Origin of the sequence: Acidimangrovimonas pyrenivorans (assembly GCF_042643245.1) — a bacterium.
Classification (GTDB): Bacteria; Pseudomonadota; Alphaproteobacteria; order Rhodobacterales; family Rhodobacteraceae; genus Acidimangrovimonas; species Acidimangrovimonas pyrenivorans.
In genome coordinates, this window is sequence record NZ_JBHRSK010000018.1 from 1 (window position 1) to 21,309 (window position 21,309).

General features: G+C 68.4%; 17 protein-coding genes, 1 tRNA gene, 1 pseudogene and 1 riboswitch. Of the genes and pseudogenes, 10 read left to right on the top strand and 9 right to left on the bottom strand.

Translation table 11 applies throughout. The features are described from left to right. Positions 1-80: 80 nt before the first annotated feature. Positions 81-803, top strand: a pseudogene (locus ACFOES_RS19325) (recombinase family protein); the annotation flags it as partial. Between the two features lie 559 nt (positions 804-1,362). Here the strand turns inward: ACFOES_RS19325 and ACFOES_RS19330 are convergent. Together ACFOES_RS19330 and trxC are read right to left on the bottom strand one after the other, a co-directional pair. After that, positions 1,363-1,438, bottom strand: a tRNA-Ala gene (locus ACFOES_RS19330). A gap of 222 nt (positions 1,439-1,660) precedes the next feature. Then, positions 1,661-2,107, bottom strand: a complete 447-nt coding sequence (gene trxC / locus ACFOES_RS19335) for a thioredoxin TrxC (RefSeq protein ID WP_377835059.1) — start codon at positions 2,105-2,107, stop codon at positions 1,661-1,663. A gap of 108 nt (positions 2,108-2,215) precedes the next feature. On the opposite strand from trxC, the gene ACFOES_RS19340 reads away from it, so the two are divergent. Further along, positions 2,216-2,398: a hypothetical protein gene (locus ACFOES_RS19340; RefSeq protein ID WP_377835060.1), complete on the top strand. Its 183-nt coding sequence runs from the start codon at positions 2,216-2,218 to the stop codon at positions 2,396-2,398. Positions 2,399-2,465: 67 nt separating this feature from the next. Here the strand turns inward: ACFOES_RS19340 and gcvP are convergent, their stop codons facing one another. From gcvP to gcvT, 3 genes are all read right to left on the bottom strand, one after another. Beyond that, positions 2,466-5,306 (bottom strand): aminomethyl-transferring glycine dehydrogenase, encoded by a 2,841-nt coding sequence (gene gcvP, locus ACFOES_RS19345; RefSeq protein ID WP_377835062.1) that lies wholly within the window; start codon positions 5,304-5,306, stop codon positions 2,466-2,468. Positions 5,307-5,416: 110 nt separating this feature from the next. Further along, the gene (gene gcvH / locus ACFOES_RS19350; protein ID WP_377835064.1) at positions 5,417-5,776 is read right to left on the bottom strand and encodes a glycine cleavage system protein GcvH; all 360 of its coding nucleotides are present in this window, start codon (positions 5,774-5,776) and stop codon (positions 5,417-5,419) included. 8 nt (positions 5,777-5,784) lie between these two features. Beyond that, entirely contained in the window at positions 5,785-6,915 is a 1,131-nt protein-coding gene (gene gcvT / locus ACFOES_RS19355) for a glycine cleavage system aminomethyltransferase GcvT (RefSeq protein ID WP_377835066.1), read from the bottom strand. 155 nt (positions 6,916-7,070) lie between these two features. Further along, positions 7,071-7,170, bottom strand: a riboswitch (glycine riboswitch). A 76-nt stretch (positions 7,171-7,246) separates the two neighbouring features. On the opposite strand from gcvT, the gene ACFOES_RS19360 reads away from it, so the two are divergent. Beyond that, a complete protein-coding gene (locus tag ACFOES_RS19360; protein ID WP_377835068.1) occupies positions 7,247-7,816 on the top strand; it encodes a gamma-glutamylcyclotransferase family protein in 570 nt (189 codons plus the stop codon). A 58-nt stretch (positions 7,817-7,874) separates the two neighbouring features. On the opposite strand, the gene ACFOES_RS19365 is transcribed toward ACFOES_RS19360, so the two are convergent. Continuing rightward, complete coding sequence (locus ACFOES_RS19365) at positions 7,875-9,215, bottom strand: MATE family efflux transporter (RefSeq protein WP_377835069.1); 1,341 nt, start codon at positions 9,213-9,215, stop codon at positions 7,875-7,877. Positions 9,216-9,311: 96 nt separating this feature from the next. Next, on the bottom strand, positions 9,312-10,634 hold the full coding sequence (gltX, locus tag ACFOES_RS19370) for a glutamate--tRNA ligase (RefSeq protein ID WP_377835071.1): 1,323 nt from the start codon (positions 10,632-10,634) through the stop codon (positions 9,312-9,314). A gap of 75 nt (positions 10,635-10,709) precedes the next feature. Here gltX and ACFOES_RS19375 point away from each other — a divergent pair, with 75 nt between their 5' ends. Both ACFOES_RS19375 and ACFOES_RS19380 read left to right on the top strand, forming a co-directional pair. Beyond that, positions 10,710-11,177, top strand: a complete 468-nt coding sequence (locus tag ACFOES_RS19375; RefSeq protein ID WP_377835073.1) for a metallopeptidase family protein — start codon at positions 10,710-10,712, stop codon at positions 11,175-11,177. Between the two features lie 258 nt (positions 11,178-11,435). After that, positions 11,436-12,380, top strand: coding sequence for an MBL fold metallo-hydrolase (locus tag ACFOES_RS19380; RefSeq protein WP_377835074.1), 945 nt, complete (start codon positions 11,436-11,438; stop codon positions 12,378-12,380). A gap of 144 nt (positions 12,381-12,524) precedes the next feature. On the opposite strand, the gene wrbA is transcribed toward ACFOES_RS19380, so the two are convergent. Continuing rightward, positions 12,525-13,145, bottom strand: a complete 621-nt coding sequence (wrbA, locus tag ACFOES_RS19385) for an NAD(P)H:quinone oxidoreductase (protein ID WP_377835076.1) — start codon at positions 13,143-13,145, stop codon at positions 12,525-12,527. 138 nt (positions 13,146-13,283) lie between these two features. Then, positions 13,284-14,942, bottom strand: a complete 1,659-nt coding sequence (locus ACFOES_RS19390) for an NAD+ synthase (RefSeq protein WP_377835078.1) — start codon at positions 14,940-14,942, stop codon at positions 13,284-13,286. 292 nt (positions 14,943-15,234) lie between these two features. Here ACFOES_RS19390 and ACFOES_RS19395 point away from each other — a divergent pair, with 292 nt between their 5' ends. From ACFOES_RS19395 to ACFOES_RS19415, 5 genes are all read left to right on the top strand, one after another. Continuing rightward, positions 15,235-16,680 (top strand): 2-isopropylmalate synthase, encoded by a 1,446-nt coding sequence (locus tag ACFOES_RS19395; RefSeq protein WP_377835296.1) that lies wholly within the window; start codon positions 15,235-15,237, stop codon positions 16,678-16,680. A 230-nt stretch (positions 16,681-16,910) separates the two neighbouring features. Beyond that, on the top strand, positions 16,911-17,927 hold the full coding sequence (locus ACFOES_RS19400; RefSeq protein ID WP_377835080.1) for a Fe(3+) ABC transporter substrate-binding protein: 1,017 nt from the start codon (positions 16,911-16,913) through the stop codon (positions 17,925-17,927). A gap of 114 nt (positions 17,928-18,041) precedes the next feature. Continuing rightward, on the top strand, positions 18,042-18,668 hold the full coding sequence (locus tag ACFOES_RS19405) for a class I SAM-dependent methyltransferase (protein WP_377835082.1): 627 nt from the start codon (positions 18,042-18,044) through the stop codon (positions 18,666-18,668). A 58-nt stretch (positions 18,669-18,726) separates the two neighbouring features. Further along, positions 18,727-19,668, top strand: coding sequence for a nucleoside hydrolase (locus ACFOES_RS19410; protein WP_377835084.1), 942 nt, complete (start codon positions 18,727-18,729; stop codon positions 19,666-19,668). A gap of 206 nt (positions 19,669-19,874) precedes the next feature. After that, the gene (locus ACFOES_RS19415) at positions 19,875-21,308 is read left to right on the top strand and encodes a protein adenylyltransferase SelO (protein WP_377835086.1); all 1,434 of its coding nucleotides are present in this window, start codon (positions 19,875-19,877) and stop codon (positions 21,306-21,308) included. The last annotated feature ends 1 nt before the right edge of the window (position 21,309 follow it).

Below are 21,309 nucleotides of genomic sequence, written 5' to 3' on the forward strand. Positions count from 1 at the left end.
CTCCGGTCACGGCTGGATGAAAGACCCGTGGCAGGTCAGCGCTTCTCAGCTATCTCGATGCGCAGCCTGACAAGGATTACGTGGTCATCTTCGACGACCTCAAGCGCTTTGCCCGCGATACCGAGTTTCACATCAAGCTGCGGCGCGAATTCCAGCATCGCGGCGCGCGGATCGAATGCTTGAACTTCAAGCTCGACGATACGCCCGAGGGCAAATTCGTGGAGACGATCTTCGCGGCCCAAGGCGAGCTGGAACGCGAGCAGAACAGACGGCAAGTGGTCCAGAAGATGAAAGCACGGGTCGAGAAAGGCTATTCCGTCTTTCATCCGCCCGTCGGCTATCGCTACGCGAAGGATCGCGTCCACGGCAAGTTACTCGTCCGTGACGAGCCTGTTGCTTCGATCATCGCCGAGGCACTGCAAGGGTATGCAGACGGGCGGTTTGCATCCCAGAGCGAAGTGATGCGCTTCTTCGAATCCAAGCCCGATTTTCCGAAGTCATCCAAAGATGGCAGCGTTCGTATCACCAAGGTGAGAGAAATTCTCGAACGTCCGACCTATGCGGGATATGTCGAGGCTCCCAATTGGGGCGTCAGCCTGCGCAAAGGGCATCATGAACCCCTCATTAGCTTCGCCACGCATGAGCGCATCCAGGAGCGCCTCAAAGGCAACGCCAACGCTCCTGCGCGCAAGGATATCAACAAGGACTTCCCGCTGCGCGGCTTTGTGCTGTGTGACGATTGCGGCGAACCCATGACGTCCTGCTGGTCGAAGGGGCGCAATAAGCCCTACGCCTACTATCTCTGCGATACACGCGATTGCGTATCCAAGCGCAAATCGATCCCGCGTGCCAAAATCGAAGACGGGGCGGAAGCGATTCTTCGTTCCCTGCAACCCGCCAAGCAGCTCTACGAGTTGGTCAGGGCGATGTTCATCGACGTTTGGGAAATGCGTCTCTCTGAGGCGCGGAGCGCCAAGACGACGCTGGAGACCCAAATCAAGGAAATCGAGGGCCAGACTGAGGCGCTCATGGATAGGATCGTCGAAGCGACGAGCCCTTCCGTTATACAGGCGTATGAGGCGCGTATCGAAAAGCTGGAACGCCAGAAGATCAGGCTTTCCGAACAGGCTGCTCAGATCGTGCCGCCGAAAGGACGCCTGGACGAATTTATCGAACACGCCCTGACGTTTCTTGGAAGCCCTTGGATTCTCTACGAAAAAGGCGGGTTCTCTATCAAGAGAACTGTGCTGAAATTGGCTTTCGCAGAGCCTCTGCGGTACAGCCGTGATGGAGGTTATCGAACCGCTAAAATCACCTTTCCGTTCAAGGTGTTAGCGGATTTTTCAACACAAAAGTGCGGGATGGTGGAGCCTAGGGGGATCGAACCCCTGACCTCGTCATTGCGAACGACGCGCTCTCCCAGCTGAGCTAAGGCCCCATCGGCGCGCTATTTGGCGCATGTGCCGGACCTTGTCAAGCGGCGGCGGTGAAGATTTCGCATCGCGCGACGGCCACCGCCCTTCCTGGCCAAGGGACCGGGGCGCCACCCCGGCCCTCGGGACATCTAGGCCCGGAAGAATGGGGACAAACGCGCTCGATTTCCTCTCAGCCCAATATCCCCCGCCGGGGGCCGCGCGCCCGCCGCGCGGGCGCCACCGGCTCAGGCCGGCACTTTCACTTTCGAGCGGACGAAGGCCTCGATATCGGCGGCCGGGCGGGCGCCGGCGAGGCGAGCGACCTCGCGCCCCTTGTGGAACAGGATCAGCGCCGGGATGCCGCGGATGCCGTAGCGTTGCGCCGCCTCGGGGTTCTCCTGGGTGTCGATCTTGGCCAGCCTTGCATGCGGGGCCAGAGCCTTGGCGGCCTTGGCGAATTCCGGCGCCATCATCCGGCAGGGGCCGCACCACGGCGCCCAGAAATCCACCAGCAGCGGCAGGTCGTCGGTCTTGGTCAGCTTGGACAGCGTCTTGGCGTCGAGCGCCTTGACCGAGCCGTCGATCAGCCTGGCGCCGCAGACGCCGCATTTCGGACCCGAGGCGAGTTTCGCCGCCGGCACCCGGTTGGCCTGCCCGCAATCGGCGCAGACCAGTTTCACACCCTCGCTCATGAGGCTTGCTCCCGGTTACATTCGTGTCGCAGAATATATGGGAGGCGCGCACGGCCCGCGCAAGTCCGGGGGCAAATCGGCGCGTCAGCCCGCCCGAAGGAGGCCGCGATGACACCCTGGCGAGAGCTGCCCCCAGACCGCCAGCTGGCCCTGCGCGAGGCCTGGGCCGAGGAGATGGCGAAGCAGGCGCGGACCTGCGAGCTGAGCGAGAAGGTCGCCCGCTTCGCCGCCTGGCTGGCGCCGCAGGGGATCAGCTTCAGCGAAGAGGACCTGCCGCGGCGCAAGCGATGAGGCCTGTCGTCCCCTCCGGGGCTCCTCGTCGCGAAGAGCCGCCGGAGGCGAACGCTGCCCGCGCGCCCTACTCGGCCGCGTCGGCGTAGCTTTCCAGCGGCGGGCAGGTGCAGACCAGGTGACGGTCGCCGTAGACGTTGTCGACCCGGCCGACCGGCGGCCAGTACTTGTCGACCCGGAACGAGGCCGGCGGGAAGCAGCCCTGCTCGCGCGGGTAGGGCCGGTCCCATTCGGCGACCAGGTCCTCGACCGTGTGCGGCGCCCGCTTCAGCGGGTTGTTCTCGCGGTCCATCTCGCCCGCCTCGACGGCCCGGATCTCGTCGCGGATCGCCAGCATCGCGGTGACGAAGCGGTCGAGCTCGGCCTTGGTCTCGCTCTCGGTCGGCTCGACCATCAGCGTGCCGGCCACCGGCCAGCTCATCGTCGGGGCGTGGAAGCCGTTGTCCATCAGTCGCTTGGCGATGTCGTCGACGGTGATGCCGAAGTCGGCGAAGGGCCGCGTGTCAAGGATGCATTCATGGGCGACGCGGCCGCGATTGCCCATGAACAGCACCTTGTAGCCGCCGGCCAGCCGGGCCGCGATGTAATTGGCGCTGAGGATCGCCACCCGGGTCGCCTGGGTCAGGCCGGGCCCGCCCATCATCAGGCAATAGGCCCAGGAAATCAGCAGGATCGAGGCCGAGCCGTAGGGCGCGGCGCTGACCGGGCCCTCCTCGCCGCCGGTTTCCGGATGGCCCGGCAGGTAGGGCGCGAGGTGCGCGCGCACGCCGATCGGCCCCATGCCCGGGCCGCCGCCGCCATGCGGGATGGCGAAGGTCTTGTGCAGGTTGAGGTGACTGACATCGCCGCCGATCTCGCCGGGGCGAACCAGCCCGACCAGCGCGTTCATGTTGGCGCCGTCGATATAGACCTGGCCGCCGAAATCATGGGTAATCTTGCAGACCTCACGCACCGTCTCCTCGAAGACGCCGTGGGTCGAGGGATAGGTGATCATGCAGGCGGCGAGGTTGTCGCCGGCCTCGCTGGCCTTGGCGCGGAAATCCTCGAGGTCGATATCGCCGTTGGGGGCGGTGTTCACCACCACCACGGTCATCCCGGCCATATGGGCCGAGGCCGGGTTGGTGCCATGGGCCGACATCGGGATCAGGCAGATGTTGCGATGGCCCTCGCCGCGGGCGCGGTGATAGGCCTCGATGGTCAGCAGGCCGGCATATTCGCCCTGGGCGCCCGAATTGGGCTGCATCGAGAAGGCGTCGTAGCCGGTGATCTCGCACAGCTTGGCCTCGAGATCGGCGATCACCTCGGCATAGCCCGCCGCCTGCTCGGCCGGGGCAAAGGGATGGAGCGACGAGAACTCGGGCCAGGTGATCGGCATCATCTCGGCCGCGGCGTTGAGCTTCATGGTGCAGGAGCCGAGCGGGATCATCGCCCGGTCGAGCGCCAGGTCGCGGTCCGACAGCCGGCGCATGTAGCGCATCATTTCCGACTCGGCCCGGTTCATGTGGAAGACCGGGTGGGCGAGGTAATCGCTGTCGCGCAGCATCTCCTCGGGGAAGCCGAGCTGGGCCCGGTGCGGCGGCACGCCGTCGATGCCGAAGGCGCGCAACACGCGGACCAGCACCTTCTCGTCCGAGGTCTCGTCGAGGCTGATGCCGACGCGGTCGGTGCCGATCTTGCGGAAGTTCAGCCCCTCGTGGCGGGCGGCAGCAAGGATGCCGGCCTGCCCCACCCCGACCTCGACCGTGATGGTGTCGAAGAAGGTCGCGGGCGACACCTTCGCCCCGGCCGCCTTGAGCGCGCGGGCGAGGCGGTTGGTCAGGAAGTGCACCCGCTCGGCGATGGCGCGCAGGCCGACCGGGCCGTGGAAGACGGCGTAGAACGAGGCCATGACCGCCAGCAGCGCCTGGGCGGTGCAGACGTTGGACGTGGCCTTCTCGCGCCGGATATGCTGCTCGCGGGTCTGCAGGGCGAGGCGGTAGGCCTTGTTGCCGTTGACGTCGACCGAGACGCCGACGATGCGGCCGGGCATCGCCCGTTTCATGGCGTCGCGGCAGGACATGAAGGCGGCATGCGGCCCGCCATAGCCGAGCGGCACGCCGAACCGCTGCGCCGAGCCGATGGCGATATCGGCCCCCATCGCGCCCGGCTCCTTGAGCAGGCAGAGCGCCAGCAGGTCGGTGGCGACGATGGCGACGGCCTTGGCCTCGTGCAGCCCGGCGATGACGTCGGTGAAATCGGTGACGTGACCGTAGGTGCCGGGATACTGGAACAGGGCGCCGAACACCGACGCCGGGTCGAGCTTGGCCGGATCGCCGACCTGGACCTCGATCCCCAGCGGCCGGGCCCGGGTCTGGACCACGGCGATGGTCTGCGGGTGGCAGTTGCGGTCGACGAAGAAGGCCCCCGCCTTCGACTTCGCCACCCGCTGCGCCATCGCCATCGCCTCGGCCGCCGCCGTCGCCTCGTCCAGCAGCGAGGCGTTGGCGACCGGCAGGCCGGTGAGGTCCGACACCATGGTCTGGAAGTTCAACAGCGCCTCGAGCCGGCCCTGGGCGATCTCGGGCTGGTAGGGGGTGTAGGCGGTGTACCAGGCCGGGTTCTCCAGGATGTTGCGCTGGATCGCCGGCGGGGTGACGGTGCCGTAATAGCCCTGCCCGATCAGGCTGGTCATGACGGTGTTCTTCTCCGCCACCTCGCGCATCTTCGCCAGCAGCTCATGCTCGGCCAGCGGCACCCAGCCCAGCGGGTTTTGCTGCCGGATCGCCGGCGGCACGGTCTGGTCGACAAGCTGGTCGAGGCTGTCCACCCCGACCGCCTTGAGCATCTCCGCCATCTCGTCCGGCGAGGGGCCGATATGGCGGCGGTTGGCGAAATCGTAGGGATCGTAAGTGGTGGGGGTATAGGGCATCTTGCTTCCCTCGGGCGTGGCAGAGGATGGGAGCCGCCGCCCCGTCCGGGTGAACGAACGACGCGCCGGCGAGGCTGGAGTGGCGGACCGGGCTCCGGTCCGCCGGGCGATCAGCCGATCAGCTCTTTGTATTCGTCCTCGGTCATGAAGCCGTCGAGCACAGACAGGTCGTCGAGCTTCATCTTGAAGAACCAGGCCTCGCCGGTCGGGTCCTCGTTGACCAGACCCGGGTTGTCGACCAGCGCCTCGTTGATCTCGACGATCTCGCCATCGACCGGAGCGAGGATGTCCGAGGCCGCCTTGACGCTCTCGATCACCACGATCTCGTCGCCCTTGGCGACCTGGGTCTCGACCTCAGGCAGTTCGACGAACACCACGTCGCCCAGCTGGGTCGCGGCGTGTTCGGTGATGCCGACGACGACAAGGTCGCCATCGACGCGCAGCCATTCGTGCTCTTCGGTATATTTCATCTGGGTCCTCAGCGTTTGTAGGTGGAGGGACGGAAAGGAAGATCGGCGACCTTGGCGGGCAGGCGTTTGCCGCGCACCTCGCCGTAGACGACGGTATCGGTCGCGCTCAGCGCGCGCGGCAGGTAGCCCATCGAGATCGGCGCCTCGACCGAGGGGCCGAAGCCGCCCGAGGTGACGCGGCCGACGGGGGCGCCGCCCTCGGCTTCGGCATAGAGCGGCGTGCCCTCGCGCATCGGCGCCCGGCCCTCGGGGCGCAGGCCGACGCGCAGCCGGTGCGGGCCCGAGGCGATTTCGGACAGGATGCGCTCGGCGCCGGGGAAGCCGCCTTCGCGGTCCCCGCCGGTCCGGCGCGCCTTCTGGATCGCCCAGCCCAGGCCGCCCTCGATCGGGCTCGTGGTGGTGTCGATGTCATGGCCGTAGAGGCACAGCCCGGCCTCGAGCCGCAGGCTGTCGCGGGCGCCCAGCCCGATCGCCTCGACCGGGTCCAGCGCCAGCAGCGTCTCGGCCAGCTCGACCGCCTTGTCGTTCGGCACCGAGATCTCGAACCCGTCCTCGCCGGTATAGCCCGAGCGCGACACCCAGAGCTCGGTTCCGGCCCAGTCCAGCGTCGCGACATCCATGAAGCGCATCGCCGCCGCACCGGGGGCAAGGCTCTCCAGCGCCGCCTCGGCCGCCGGGCCCTGCAGCGCCAGCAGCGCGCGGTCGGCGATCTCCTCCACCTCGCAGGTGCCGGCAAGCTGGCTGCGCATATGGGCGATGTCGTCTTGCTTGCAGGCGGCGTTGACGACGACGAAGACGTGATCGCCGCGATTGGCGAACATCAGGTCGTCGAGGATGCCGCCATCGGGGGCGGTGAACAGGCCGTAGCGCTGGCGCCCCGGCCTCAGCCCCAGCACGTCGACCGGCATCAGCGCCTCGAAGGCCAGCGCCGCATCCTCGAACTGGCCCGAGACCGGGCGCAGGATCACCTGGCCCATGTGGCTGACGTCGAACAGCCCGGCCTTGGCACGGGTATGCAGGTGCTCGCGCAGCACGCCGAGCGGGTATTGCACCGGCATCTCGTAGCCGGCGAAGGGCACCATCTTGGCGCCAAGCTTGACGTGGAGGTCGTAAAGAACCGTGCGTTTCAGGTCGGCCATGCCGCCCTCCCCTTGCTCGCCGGTGCCTGGGTTTTCCGGGGCCGGCATCGTTGAGACGGACCGCGCCCGCCCTTTGTCGATGCCCCCTCTGTCCTTTCGCCTGAGATCGTTATCCCTTCGGCGGACGCGTCCCGCGCGCCTCTCTCCAGAGTTCCAGTGCCGGACCGGTCCCTTGCGCCTGAGAGTTTACCGGGGCGGTTGCTCCTTCGGCACCGGCAGGATCTCGACCTGCCGGATTCTCCCGTGTCCGACGCCTTCCGCTCTAGCGCGGCGGGCGGGGGGCATGCAAGGGGGTTGCACCGGAAGCGACCATCGGTCAGGACTGTGCGACATGAGCACCGACTTCTTCTTCGGCTACGGATCGCTGGTGAACCGGGCCACGCATGACTATCCCGAGGCCCATCCCGCCCGCGTCAGCGGCTGGCGCCGGGCCTGGCGCCACACCAGCCTGCGCCCCGTCGCCTACCTGACCGCCGAACCCGATCCGGACACCCAGATCGACGGGCTGGTCGCCGCCGTCCCCGGCGCCGACTGGGCGGCGCTGGACAAGCGCGAGGCCGCCTATGACCGCCACACACTCGAGCCGCGGCGGGTGCGCCACCCGGTCGGGCGCGCCATCGACGTCCAGATCTACGCCGTGCCCGAGGCCTCCTCGGCCGCGCCCTCGATCCGCCACCCGATCCTGTTGAGCTATCTCGACGTCGTCTCGCAGGGCTTCCTGAAGGAATTCGGCGAGGACGGGCTGGCCGATTTCTTCGCCACCACGACGGGCTGGGATGCGCCGATCCTCAACGACCGCGCCGCGCCGCGCTATCCGCGCCACCTCAAGCTCAGCGCCGAGGAACTGGACCTGGTCGACCACCACCTCTCGGCGCTCGGCGCCAAGATCCTGGTGGACTGAGAAAGCGTCTTCATCTTGAGGCCGTTTCGGCCGGCGGCACGCCGGGCGGCGCCCGCCCCTAGCCGGCGAAATGCGCCGTCTGCCGCGCGATGACCCGGCGTGCGACCAGAACCCCGATCAGACCGAAGACCAGGCCCCCGGCCGCCTGTCCGATCAGCACCCCGATCGCGCCCAGCCAGGGCGCGAAGAGCAGCACCGGCAGCACCACGCCCAGCGTGTTGCGGCCCCAGTTGATCGCCGTCGCCAGCAGCGGCCGGCCGAGGTTGTTGCAGGCCGCGTTCGAGACGAAGATCATGCCGTTGAAATAGAAGGCCAGCGAGAGCGGGCCGCAGAACAGGTAGACGATGGTCCGGCTCAGCCCCTCGGCCTGGAACAGGTCGGCCAGCGGCGCCCTTATCAGGAACAGGAGCGCCGAGACGAAGACGGTGTAGAGCGCCGCGAACAGCAGCCCGTCGCGGAAGGCCCGCGCCACCCGGTGGCCGATCCGGGCGCCGTAGTTCTGGCCGATGATCGGCCCGATGGCGCCGGAAAGCGCGAACAGCACCGCGAAGGCCATCGGGGCGGTGCGCATGACGATGGCCATGCCGGCCACCGCCTCGGCGCCATAGGCCGCCATCGCCCGCGTCACATAGGCCTGGCCGACCGGCGTCGCCAGTTGGGTCAGGATTGCCGGCGCGGCGATCGCCAGCACCGGCTTGAGGTCCTGCACCACCAGCGCCGGAGCCGGCCGCGCCAGCCCGTCATGGTGGCGGCGGATATTCCAGATCGCGACCCCGGCCATCACCACCCGGGCGACGAAGCTCGACAGCGCCGCGCCGCGCACGTCCATGCCGAGACCGAAGATGAAGATCGGGTCCAGGGCGGCATTGACCACCGCGCCGCTGACCTGCGCGAACATCGCCCGGCGCGGGTCGCCATGCGAGCGCAGCACCGCGCCGCCGGCCATCCCGGTCAGCAGGAAGGGCAGCGAAGGCACGATGATCGACAGGTATTCGACTGCCTTGTCATGGGTCGCGCCGGAGGCGCCGAGCCAGCCCATCAGCGTGCTCAGGTTCGCCCAGACCAGCGCGGCGAAGACCGAGCCGAAGACGGCGCCGTGGATCAGCACGCTCGACGCCCTTTGCCGGGCCAGCTCGTGCTCGCCCGCGCCCAGCGCCCGGGCGACCAGCGCCGAGGCGGCGATCGCCATGCCGATGCCGAAGGAGGTGGTGAAGAACAGGATCGCCGCGGCATAGCCCAGCGCGGCGGTCAGCTCGGCCCGGCCCAGCATCGAGATGAACAGGATATCGACGAAATCGACGGCGAAGACGGCAATCAGCCCGGTCGAGGCGGTCAGCGCCATCACCGAGATATGCCGGAACAGGTTGCCTTCGAGGAACCTCGCTCTCGGAGCCGCCATACACCCTCCCCGCAGGCGCCGACCGGCCCCTGTTTTCACCTGAACCCAAATATCCTCGGGGGAGCCGAAGGCGGGGGCAGACGGCCCCCTCCGCGCTCAGCCCCGCGCCCGGACCGTCTGCAAAAGCGGCATCACGTCGGCCATGTCGGGACCATGCGCCTGGCCGGTCAATGCCTTGCGCAGCGGCATGAACAGCCCCTTGCCCTTGCGCCCGCTCGCCGCCTTCACCTTGGCGGTCCATTCGCCCCAGGTTTCATGGCTATAGGGCGGTTCGGGCAGCAGTTTCAGCGCCTCGGCGACGAACTCGGCGTCTTCCGGGTCGATCATCGGCTCGGCGCCGTCGCGGAACAGGGTCCACCAGTCGGCCAGGTCGTCCAGCACGGTGACGTTCTGGCTGGCGACGCGCCAGAAGGTCTCGGCCAGATCGTCCGGCACGCCCAGCGCCGCGATCCGCTCCCTGACCTGCGCGAACGGCATCGCCTGGACGCAGGCGCGGGTGAGCGGGAACAGGTCCTCGGCATCGAACTTGGTCGGCGCGGCGCCGAAGCTCGAGATGTCGAAGCCCTCGACCAGCTCCTCGATCGAGCCGGCCAGCTCGACCGGCTTCGACGACCCCAGCCGCGCCATCAGCGACAGAAGCGCCATCGGCTGGACGCCGCGGGCGCGCAGGTCGCGGATCGACAGCGTGCCCAGCCGCTTCGACAGCGCCTCGCCCTGCGGGCCGGTCAGCAGGCTGTGATGGGCAAAGGCCGGCGGCGTGCCGCCCAACGCCTTGATGATCTGGATCTGGGTCGCGGTGTTGGTGACGTGGTCGGCGCCACGGACGATGTTGGTCACGCCCATGTCGCTGTCGTCGACCGAGGAGGCGAAGGTGTAGAGCACCTGCCCGTCGGCCTTGATCAGCACCGGGTCCGAGACGCTGGCGGCGTCGATCGAGATATCGCCGAGGATGCCGTCGGTCCACTCGATCCGCTCGAGCTCGAGCAGGAAGCGCCAGTAGCCGGGACGCTCGGCCCGCAGCTTGTCCTTCTCGGCGTCGCTCAGGTGCAGGCCGGCGCGGTCATAGACCGGCGGCTTGCCCATGTTGAGCTGCTTCTTGCGCTTGAGGTCGAGTTCCGTCGGCGTCTCGAACACCTCGTACATCCGGCCCGCTTGGCGCAGCTGGTCGGCGGCCTCGGCATAGCGGTCGAGCCGGTCCGACTGGCGTTCGACCCGGTCCCAGGTCAGGCCGAGCCATTCGAGATCTTCCTTGATGCCGTCGACATATTCCTGCTTCGACCGCTCGCGGTCGGTATCGTCGAGGCGCAGGATGAAGGTGCCGCCGGCCTTGCGGGCGATCAGGAAGTTCATCAGCGCGGTGCGCAGGTTGCCGACATGGATGTAGCCGGTGGGCGACGGGGCGAAACGGGTAACGGTCATCTCGATCTCCTGTTGGCCGTGCTCTTTCACAACCGCGCCTCTTTGTCCATATGAGGTCGGGAAAGGAGCCATGCGATGGATGCAGATCCGACAGCCGGTCAGACCGATGATGCGGAAGCCGATGCGGTGGCCGACCCGACCGGCTGGGCCGAGGTGGCCGCCCCCGACGCCGAGGTGATCACGCAGCTGGCCCGCGCCACGCTGGCGACCCTGCCCGCGCCCTACCAGGCGGCGGCGGCCGAGCTGGCGCTGCGGGTGGTCGATTTCGCCCCCGACGACCTGCTCGACGAGCTGGGGATCGAGGACGCCTACGACCTGAGCGGGCTCTATAGCGGCATCCCGCTGACCGAACGCTCGGTCGCGGCCCAGCCGCAGCAGCCCGACGCGATCTGGCTGTTCCGCCGCGCGATCCTCGACGAATGGGCGGCACGCGGCGACGTCGCCCTGGGTGATCTGGTCGCCAATGTCATGGTGCACGAGCTGGCGCATCACTTCGGCTGGACCGACACCCAGATCGCCGCCATCGACCGCTGGTGGGAGTGAAGCGCCAGTTTGACTGGCTGCAAGCCCTTTTGACGGTTGCAAGCCCTGAGGCGCATCGGTCACCGCTGGCATGACCCGAGCAGGGCGAGCGGCTACCTCCCGCCGGACTGCCGCCGCGAAGCGTGTCGCCCGCGCGCTCCTGCCTTCGCTTTCCGATCAGCGAAAACCCCGCCCGCGTCCCGCCGCCATCTGGCCGGATCACGAACGCGTGCTATCCTTTCGCATAGGGCAGTTCCGCCCCGAGGGAGTTCAAGACCGATGACACCGAAGACGACGATCTCGCGCCGTCAGGCGCTTCTGGCGGGGGCCGCCCTGCCATTTGCGGGTGCCACCCTGGCCACCATCCCCCGCCCGGTGCAGGCCGCCGCGCCGCAACAGGGCACTTACGCACCGAAATTCAACCGCTTCAAGCTCGGCGGCTTCGAGGTCAGCACCCTGCTGGCCGGCACCCGTCCGGTCGAGAACCCGCATGCGATCTTCGGGCTGAGCACACCCGACGAGGACTTCGCGCAGGTCTCGCAGGCGGCCTTCCTGCCCACCGAAGTCGCCCAGTTCTTCTTCACCCCGACGCTGGTCAATACCGGCACCGAACTGGTGCTGTTCGACACCGGCCTCAACGGCGCCGGCATCACCGCGGCGCTGCAAGCCGCCGGCTACAGCGCCGACCAGGTCGATACCGTCGTCATCACCCACATGCATGGCGACCATATCGGCGGGCTGATGACCGACGGGCAGCCGACCTTCGCCAATGCCCGCTACGTCACCGGCGCGGCCGAGCACAATTTCTGGGCCGGGGCCAACAACAAGACCTTCGACAGCAACGTCCGGCCCTTGAACGAGAAGATGAGCTTCATCGACGACGGCGCCACGGTCGCGCCCGGCATCACCGCGCTGCTGGCGGCGGGCCACACGCCGGGCCACATGGCCTACGTGCTGGAAAGCGACGGCCAGAGCCTGGTGCTGATCGCCGACACCGCCAATCACTATGTCTGGTCGCTCGCCCATCCCGACTGGGAGGTGAAGTTCGACATGGACAAGGCGATGGCAGCGCAGAGCCGCCACAAGGTGCTGGGCATGCTAGCCTCGGAACGGATGCCCTTCATCGGCTACCACATGCCGTTCCCGGCGCTCGGCTTTGTCGAGGCGCGCGGCGAAGGCTTTCACTACGTCCCGGCCAGCTACCAGCTGATGCTGAACGGGTAAGAGGGGGCGCTGCCCCCGCCGCCGCTGGCGGCTCCCCCGGGATACTTGGACCGAGAGGAAGAGGCCGTCTGGCTTTCCTCTCAGCGGAAATATCCCGGGGGGTCCGGGGGGCTGGCCCCCCGGCCTTTCTTGTCAGACTGAGCCTCAGGCCGCCTGCGCGGCGGCCTCGCCCACGGCCAGTTTGGCGGCGACCTCGACCAGGCGCCTGGCCTGGTGGCCGATCACCTGCTTGGCGCCGTCGTCGAAGGGCTGACCCTGGGTATGGCTGTAGCCGTAGGGGTTGCCGGTCTTGAAGATCTCGGCGTCGGTATAGCCCGGCGCGACGATCACCGCACCCCAGTGCATGAAGCTGGTATAGAGCCCCAGCAGCGTCGCCTCCTGGCCGCCATGGGCGGTCGAGGCGCTGGTCATGGCGCTGACCGCCTTGTTCGCCAGCTTGCCCTGCTGCCACAGCGGGCCGAGCGTGTCGATGAAGGCGCGCAGCTGCGACGGGGCCGAACCGTAGCGGGTCGGCGCGGTGAAGAGATAGGCGTCGGCCCATTCCATGTCGTCATGGCCGACAGTCGGGACATGGGCGGTCTTCTCGGCCTGCGCGGCCCAGGCGTCCTGGCCGGCAACGACCTCGGCCGGGGCGGTCTCGGCCACTTTCAGCAGCCGCACCTCGGCGCCGGCGGCGCGGGCGGCCTCGGCGGCGATCTCGGCCATCTGGTGGTTGGTGCCGTAGGTCGAGTAGTAGACGATCGCGAGTTTCACTTGGGTGGTCATCGGGGGTCTCCTGTGGTCTGTCCCCGAAGACCTAGTCCCCCTGCCCGGCCCGATAAATTCCGCACTGCCGCATGGCGCCTGTGCGCAGATGCAGAGTTCCGGGAAGAACCTCGCCCCGACACCGCAGATCGGCAGGGCTTAGCTTTCGTCGCGCCAGCGGTTGACGATCGGGTAGCGGCGGTCGAGCCAGAAGGCCATCGTCGTCAGCCGCGTGCCCGGCGCCGACTGGAAGCGTTTCCACTCGTTGACGAAGATCAGCTGCTCGACCTTCTTCACCGTCGCCCGGTCGTAGCCGGCGGCGACGATCTCGGCCACCGACTGCTCGCCCTCGATCAGCCGTTCGAGAATCGCGTCCAGCACCTCGTAGGGCGGCAGGCTGTCCTCGTCCTTCTGGTCGGCGCGCAGCTCGGCGCTTGGCGGCTTGTCGATGATGCCCGGCGCGATCACCTCGCCCGCCGGCCCCATCATCCACGGCCGGTGATTGGCATTGCGCCAGCGACAGGTCTGAAACACCCGGGTCTTGTAGAGATCCTTGATCGGGTTGTAGCCGCCGGCCATGTCGCCGTAGATCGTGGCATAGCCCACCGCGACCTCGGACTTGTTGCCGGTGGTCAGCAGCATCTCGCCGAACTTGTTCGACAGTGCCATCAGCATCAGCCCGCGCAGCCGCGACTGGATGTTCTCCTCGGTGACGTCCGGCTTGGTGCCTGCGAAGAGATGCGCCAGCGCGCCGCCGACCGCCTCCCGCGCGCCCTCGATCGAGACCGAGTCGAGCTTGCAGCCCAGCGCGGTCGCCACCGCGGCGGCATCGTCGAGCGAGGCCTGCGAGGTGTATTCCGAGGGCAGCATCACGCAGCGGACGTTCTGCGGCCCGATGGCATCGGCGGCAATGGTGGCGACCAGCGCCGAATCGATACCGCCGGAGAGGCCGAGCAGCACCTTGGAGAAGCCCGACTTGCCGAGATAGTCGCGCAAGCTCAGCACCATGGCGTGATAGTCCTGCTCCCAGTCGTCGGGCAGCGCGACCTCCTCGCCTGGCAGGATGCGCCAGCCCTCGTCCGTCTCTTCCAGATCCAGATGGGTGATCGCCTCCTCGAAGGGCGGGAGCTGCATCATCAGCGCACCGCCGGGGTTGAGGGCGAAGCTGGCACCGTCGAAGACCTGGTCGTCCTGGGCGCCGACGGTGTTGAGGTAGATCAGCGGCAGCCCGGTCTCGACCACGCGCGAGACCATCAGGTTCATCCGCAGGTCGCGCTTGGCCCGGCGATAGGGCGAGCCGTTGGGGATGAACAGGATCTCGGCCCCGGTCTCTTCCAGCGTCTCGGCCACGGTCTCGTGCCAGGCATCCTCGCAGACCGGCACGCCGAGGCGCAGCGGGCCGATCCGGCAGGGGCCGGAGATCGGGCCCTGGGTATAGATCCGCTTCTCGTCGAAGACGTCCTCGTTGGGCAGCTCGTATTTCAGCATCCTGGCGGCGATCCTGCCGCCCTGGAGGATGAAATAGGCATTGTAGAGCCCGGTCTCGTCCTTCCACGGCGCGCCGACGCCCAGCGCCGGGCCCTCGGCGCATTCCGCCGCCAGTTCCTCGACCGCGCGCATCGCGTCGCGGTAGAAGGCCGGTCGGCGGGCGAGGTCCTGCAGCTGGTAGCCGGCGACGAACATCTCGGGCAGGCCGACGAAATCGGCGCCGGCGGCGCGGCCCTGCTCCCAGGCCGCTTTCGCCTTGGCGGCATTGGCCTTGAGAGCGCCGACGGTCGGGTTGAGCTGGGCCAGCGTGATGCGGAATTTCTCGGTCATGTCGGTCCCCCGGGGTCGGCGGATCTTCTAACAGAACCGCCGGCGAGGGAAAGCCGATAGATGCCCGGCGCCCGCCCCCGGCGCTTGTCAGCTTCCCGGCGGTCCACTAGGCTTTGGCCGCCGGTCGCGCCGGCACCGCGGGGAACGCCGCGGGCGGCGGCCCGGCAGCGCAGGATACAGGCGGCGAAGCGGATCACGGGGAGCTTTCGGGGTGAAATACAGGTCAGACAGGCGGCCCGTCCGGGCCCGGATCATCGCGGTCTCGGTGGCGGCGCTGGCGGTGGCCGGCTCGATGGCCACCGCGCAGGATGGCGGCAAGGTCGTCACCAAGCAATACGACAATGGCGGCGTCTACGAGGGCAGCTTCAAGGACGGCAAGCAGAACGGCCAGGGCACCTACCGGCTGCCCAACGGCTATGAATACAGCGGCAACTGGGTCGATGGCGAGATCAAGGGCCAGGGCACCGCGCGCTTCCCCAACGGCTCGGTCTATGTCGGGCATTTCGCCCATGGCAAGCCCGACGGCAAGGGCAAGATCACCTTCGCCGATGGCGGCACCTACGAGGGCGACTGGGCCGACGGCAAGATGACCGGCCAGGGCACCGCCCATTACGCCAACGGCGTCACCTATAGCGGCGGCTTCCTCGACGGCGTCCATAACGGCATGGGCAAGATGACCAGCCCCGGCGGCTATGTCTACGAGGGCCCCTGGGTCAACGGCGTCAAGGAGGGCAAGGGCAAGATCACCTATCCCGACGGCACCGTCTACGAGGGCGACCTTGTCCGCGGCCAGCGCGACGGCCAGGGCAAGCTGACCATGCCCGACGGGCTGGTCTATGACGGCCAGTGGAAGAACGGCCAGATCAACGGCAAGGGCACGCTGACCCAGGCCAACGGCGACGTCTATGTCGGCACGCTGGTCGATGGCGAACGCCAGGGCCAGGGCAAGGTCACCTATGCTAATGGCGATGTCTACGAGGGCGGCTTCGTCAAGGACAAGCGCCAGGGCAAGGGCACCTTCAAGGGCGCCGACGGCTATGTCTATGACGGCGACTGGTTCCAGGGCCGGATCGAGGGCCAGGGCACGGCGACCTACCCTGACGGCTCGGTCTATAGCGGCAGCTTCCGCAACGGCCTCGCCGACGGCTCCGGCAAGATCACCTATCCCGACGGCTCGACCTACGAGGGCGAGTGGAAGGGCGGCGTGATCTCGGGCAAGGGCGAGGCGCGCTATGCCAACGGGCTGGTCTACAGCGGCGAGTTCAAGGACGGGCGCAACGACGGCCAGGGCACGATGACCTACCCGGACGGCTACCGCTACGAGGGCGGATGGAAGGACGGCCAGCGCGACGGCCAGGGCACGGCGACCTATGCCGACGGCACCGTCTACAAGGGCCGTTTCTCGGCCGGCAAGCGCGACGGGCTGGGCGAGATCGTGATGCCGGACGGGTTCAAGTATTCCGGCAACTGGAAGGACGGCCAGATCGACGGCAAGGGCACCGCGACCTATGCCAATGGCGATGTCTATACCGGCATGTTCAAGAACGGCCGGCGCCAGGGCGAGGGCACGATGCACTACGCCTCGGGCCAGGAGGCCAGCGGCACCTGGCAGAACGGCGCGCTGGCGGGGCAGGATGGCGGCGACCAGAGCAACGGCGACACCGCGACGCCGCCGGCCGACGGCGCGGCGAGTGGCGACACGACTGGCGGCACGACCGGCGGCACTGCGGGCAACTGAGACCGAAATCGCCTCTCGCGGGCTGAATTTCGTGGCCAGGCCGGCGCCCGCCCCGGAGCCGGCGCCGCCCCGGCGGCAACGCCGGGCGAAACAGGTCGTTCACGCAGGCTCCGCTGCACAGCCGCCCACATTCTTCTTCCGCTCACGTCTCTCCCTGCCACCAGCCCCATTGACCTGACAAAAATAGTCAGGTTTAAACGGGGGCGCTTACAGGACACAGGGAGATGCCGATGTCTTTGCGCATTACCGCCGCCGCCGCGGCCACCACCATTGCCCTTCTCGCCGCCGCGCCCGCGCTGGCGGCCGAGGTGAATATCTATTCCTACAACCAGTCCGAACGGATGCAGCCGCTGTTCGACGCCTTCACCAAGGAGACCGGCATCGACGTCAACGTCGCCTATGTCGAGAAGGGGCTGATCGAGCGGCTCAAGGCCGAGGGCGCGCGCTCGCCGGCCGATATCGTGATGACGGTCGACATCGCCCGGCTGGCCCAGGTCGCCGCCGCCGGGGTGTTGCAACCGGTCGAGGACGCCAGGCTCACCGCCGCGATCCCCGCCGCCTTCCGCGACCCGGACGGGCTGTGGTACGGCGTCACCACCCGCGCCCGCGTCGTCTATGCCGCCAAGGAGGCGGTGAAGCCGGGCGAGGTGACCACCTACGAAGACCTCGCCGACCCGAAATGGAAGGGCCGGATCTGCTCGCGCTCGGGGCTGAGCGACTACAACCTCGCCCTGACCGCCGCGATGATCGCGCATCACGGCGCGGAATACACCAAGGGCTGGCTCAAGGGCCTGAAGGCCAACCTCGCCCGCCGGCCGCAGGGCAACGACCGGGCCCAGGCCAAGGCGATCTGGGCCGGGGAATGCGACATCGCGCTCGGCAACACCTATTACATCGGCCAGATGCTCTCGAACCCCGACGAGAAGCAATATGCCGAGGCGGTGCGGCTCGACTTTCCCCATTTCGAGGGCGGCGGCACGCATGTGAACGTCTCGGGCATCGCCATGACCAAGGCCGCGCCGCATCGCGACGCCGCGCTCAAGCTGATGGAGTTCCTGGTCTCGCCGCAGGGCCAGAAGATCTATGCCGAGATCAACAACGAGTTCCCGCTGGTCAAGGGCGTCGAATGGCCGGCATTCATGAAGGAATGGCCGAAGTTCGCGCCGGATTCCATCGACCTGATGGCGATCGCCAAGAACCGGCCCGAGGCGCTCAAGATCACCGAGGAGGTCGATTTCGACGGCTGAGCGCGACGCGGACGCCAGCTCTCGGGCGCCCGGCGCGGCGCCCGAACCGCTTGCATCCCGACCTTTCGGGCATCACACTCATATTCCAACCCGTGAATGCGGGACGGGAGGAGCATGACGACACGCCGCGAGCATTGGGACCACGCCTATGGCGGGGCCGAGGACGCCGACTTGAGCTGGTTCGAGGCGGAGCCGCGCCATTCGCTCGACGCCATCCTGCAGAAGCTGCCGCCGGGCGCCGCCGTGGTCGACATCGGCGGCGGCACCGCGCGGTTGGCCGAGGCATTGCTCGAGGCCGGGCGCGGGCCGGTGACGGTGCTCGACCTGTCGCGGGAGGCGCTGCGCCGGGCGCAGGACCGGCTCGGGGAGCGCGCGGCGGAAGTCATCTGGATCGCCGCCGACATCACCGCCTGGCAACCGGATCGGCGCTATGCCGTCTGGCATGACCGGGCGGTGTTCCACTTCCTGACCGACGCAAAGGACCGCGCCGCCTATGTCCGCACGCTGGACGCGGCGCTGGAGCCGGGCGGCACCGCGATCATTGCCACCTTCGCCGCCGACGGGCCCGAGCGCTGTTCCGGCCTGCCGGTGCGACGCTACGCGCCGGAGCAGCTGGCGGCCGAACTCGAGCGGCTGGCGCCGGGCGTCTTCACCCTGACTGGCGCGGTCCGCTTCACCCATGTCACGCCCCGGGGCGTCGAACAGAAGTTCCAGCAGAGCAGCTTTCGCAAGGCGGGCTGACGGCCATGGACATCGGCGGCGGCTTGCGGTTTGGTCCGGCGGGAACAGGAGAACCGCCATGCCCGCCACACGCCGCATCATCATCGACACCGATCCCGGCCAGGACGACGCCGTCGCCATCCTGCTGGCCCTGGCCAGCCCCGAGATCGAGATTATGGGCATCACCGCGGTCGCCGGCAACGTGCCGCTGCCGCTGACCTCGAAGAACGCCCGCATCGTCTGCGAACTGGCCGGCCGGCCCGACATCCCCGTCTTCGCCGGCTGCGACGCGCCGCTGCAGCGCAAGCTGGTGACGGCGGAATACGTCCACGGCAAGACCGGGCTCGACGGCCCCGTCCTGCCCGAGCCGACGATGCCGCTGCAGGAGCACCACGCGGTCGATTTCCTGATCGAGACACTGCGGCGCGAGCCGGCGGGCTCCGTCACCCTGTGCCCGATCGGGCCGCTGACCAACATCGCCCAGGCCTTCCTGCGCGCCCCCGACATCGTTGGCCGGGTACAGGAGATCGTGCTGATGGGCGGCGCCTATTTCGAGGTCGGCAACGTCACGCCCACGGCCGAGTTCAACATCTATGTCGACCCGGAGGCGGCCGATGTGGTGTTCAAGTCGGGCGTGCCGCTGGTGGTGATGCCGCTCGACGTCACCCACAAGGCGCTGACGACGCGGCCGCGGATCGAGGCGTTCCGCAGCCTGGGCACCGAGCCGGGACGGATGGTGGCCGAGTGGACCGATTTCTTCGAACGCTTCGACATGGAGAAATACGGCAGCGCCGGCGCGCCGCTGCACGATCCCTGCGTGGTGGCCTACCTGATCCGGCCCGAGCTGTTCACCGGCCGCCGGATCAATGTCGAGATCGAGACCACCGGCAAGCTGACGCTGGGAATGACGGTCGCCGACTGGTGGCGGGTCTCGGGCCGCGAACCCAACGCGCTGTTCATCGGCGACATCGACGCCGACGGGTTCTTCACCCTGCTGACCGAGCGGATCGGGCGGCTCTGAAACGGGGCGCCTGCTCGGCACCAACTCGCCAATCCAATCTGCCGCCCGGCGTTTACGCCGGGCACGCGTCCGCCCGCCCCATGGCGGGCGCGTTCCGCGCCCACCCGGGCGGCCACGCGCCCTCGGAACCACCAATTCAGGTCCGCCGCCCGCTCCCCTTTCCCCGTCGCACCAGGCCCCCTATGTTGAACGGCGAAAGGTTCGCCATGCTGCATATCCCGTTCGACAATAGCTACGCCCGCCTGCCCGACCGCTTCTATGCCCGCCTCGGCCCGACCCCGGTCGCCGCGCCGGGGCTGATCGCGGTCAACGCGGCGCTGGCCGAGGAGCTGGGCATCGACCCCCAGGCGCTGACCGCGCCGGAGGGGCTGGCGATGCTGGCCGGCAACGCGATCCCCGAGGGCGCCGAGCCGATTGCCCAGGCCTATGCCGGGCACCAGTTCGGCGGCTGGTCGCCGCAGCTGGGCGACGGACGGGCGATCCTGCTGGGCGAGGTCGTCGACCGGCAGGGCACCCGGCGCGACCTCCAGCTCAAGGGCTCGGGCCCGACCCCGTTCTCGCGCCGCGGCGACGGCCGGGCCTGGCTCGGCCCGGTGCTGCGCGAATACATCGTCAGCGAGGCGATGCATGCGCTCGGCGTGCCGACGACGCGGGCGCTGGCCGCGGTCACCACCGGCGAGCAGGTGCTGCGCGAGGCGCCCTATCCCGGCGCCGTCCTCACCCGCGTCGCCTCGTCCCATATCCGCGTCGGCACCTTCCAGTATTTCGCCGCCCGCCAGGACAGCGAGGCGCTGCAGATCCTGACCGACCACGCCCTCGCCCGCCACTACCCGCAGGCCGAGGGGCCGATGGGGCTGCTCACCGCCGCCGTCGCGGCGCAGGCCCGGCTGGTGGCACAATGGATGGCGCTCGGCTTCATCCACGGCGTCATGAACACCGACAACGCCCATGTCGGCGGCGAGACCATCGATTACGGCCCCTGCGCCTTCATCGACGACTACCACCCCGACCGCGTGTTCTCGTCGATCGACCAGTTCGGCCGCTACGCTTATTCCAACCAGCCGCAGGTGGCGATCTGGAACCTCGCCCAATTCGCCTCCGCCCTGCTGCCCCTGATGGGCGAGGACCGCAACGCCGCCATCGAGAAGGCGACCGAGGCGGTCTATCGCTTCCCCGATCTCTACCGCTCGGAATGGCTGGCCCGGTTCCGCGCCAAGCTGGGGCTGGAGACGGCCGAGGACGGCGACGCCGAGCTGATCGAGACCCTGCTGGGGCGGATGGCGGTGCTGAAGGCCGATTACACCCGGGTCTTCCGCGGTCTGGCCGAGGGCACCGCGCGGACGGAATTCGCCGAGCCCGAGGCCTATGACCGCTGGCAGGCCGACTGGCAGGCCCGGCTGGCGCGCGAGGGCCGGTCGCCCGAGCAGGCGCGGGTGGCGATGGCCCGGGTCAACCCGGCGGTGATCCCGCGCAACCACCGCATCGAGCAAGCGATCCAGGCCGGTGTCGCCGGCGACCTCGCCCCGTTCCACGCCCTCAACGCGGCGCTGGCCCGGCCCTTCGATGCCGCGCCGGACGACCCGCTGCGCGCCGCGCCGGCGCCGGAAGAGGCGGTGCGGCGCACCTTCTGCGGGACCTGAG

Bases quoted from the DNA above. Each gene is read 5' to 3' on its own strand.
- trxC (WP_377835059.1), bottom strand. From the start codon at position 2,107: ATGAGCGAGGGTGTGAAACTGGTCTGCGCCGATTGCGGGCAGGCCAAC.
- ACFOES_RS19340 (WP_377835060.1), top strand. From the start codon at position 2,216: ATGACACCCTGGCGAGAGCTGCCCCCAGACCGCCAGCTGGCCCTGCGC.
- gcvP (WP_377835062.1), bottom strand. From the start codon at position 5,306: ATGCCCTATACCCCCACCACTTACGATCCCTACGATTTCGCCAACCGC.
- gcvH (WP_377835064.1), bottom strand. From the start codon at position 5,776: ATGAAATATACCGAAGAGCACGAATGGCTGCGCGTCGATGGCGACCTT.
- gcvT (WP_377835066.1), bottom strand. From the start codon at position 6,915: ATGGCCGACCTGAAACGCACGGTTCTTTACGACCTCCACGTCAAGCTT.
- ACFOES_RS19360 (WP_377835068.1), top strand. From the start codon at position 7,247: ATGAGCACCGACTTCTTCTTCGGCTACGGATCGCTGGTGAACCGGGCC.
- ACFOES_RS19365 (WP_377835069.1), bottom strand. From the start codon at position 9,215: ATGGCGGCTCCGAGAGCGAGGTTCCTCGAAGGCAACCTGTTCCGGCAT.
- gltX (WP_377835071.1), bottom strand. From the start codon at position 10,634: ATGACCGTTACCCGTTTCGCCCCGTCGCCCACCGGCTACATCCATGTC.
- ACFOES_RS19375 (WP_377835073.1), top strand. From the start codon at position 10,710: ATGGATGCAGATCCGACAGCCGGTCAGACCGATGATGCGGAAGCCGAT.
- ACFOES_RS19380 (WP_377835074.1), top strand. From the start codon at position 11,436: ATGACACCGAAGACGACGATCTCGCGCCGTCAGGCGCTTCTGGCGGGG.
- wrbA (WP_377835076.1), bottom strand. From the start codon at position 13,145: ATGACCACCCAAGTGAAACTCGCGATCGTCTACTACTCGACCTACGGC.
- ACFOES_RS19390 (WP_377835078.1), bottom strand. From the start codon at position 14,942: ATGACCGAGAAATTCCGCATCACGCTGGCCCAGCTCAACCCGACCGTC.
- ACFOES_RS19395 (WP_377835296.1), top strand. From the start codon at position 15,235: ATGGCCACCGCGCAGGATGGCGGCAAGGTCGTCACCAAGCAATACGAC.
- ACFOES_RS19400 (WP_377835080.1), top strand. From the start codon at position 16,911: ATGTCTTTGCGCATTACCGCCGCCGCCGCGGCCACCACCATTGCCCTT.
- ACFOES_RS19405 (WP_377835082.1), top strand. From the start codon at position 18,042: ATGACGACACGCCGCGAGCATTGGGACCACGCCTATGGCGGGGCCGAG.
- ACFOES_RS19410 (WP_377835084.1), top strand. From the start codon at position 18,727: ATGCCCGCCACACGCCGCATCATCATCGACACCGATCCCGGCCAGGAC.
- ACFOES_RS19415 (WP_377835086.1), top strand. From the start codon at position 19,875: ATGCTGCATATCCCGTTCGACAATAGCTACGCCCGCCTGCCCGACCGC.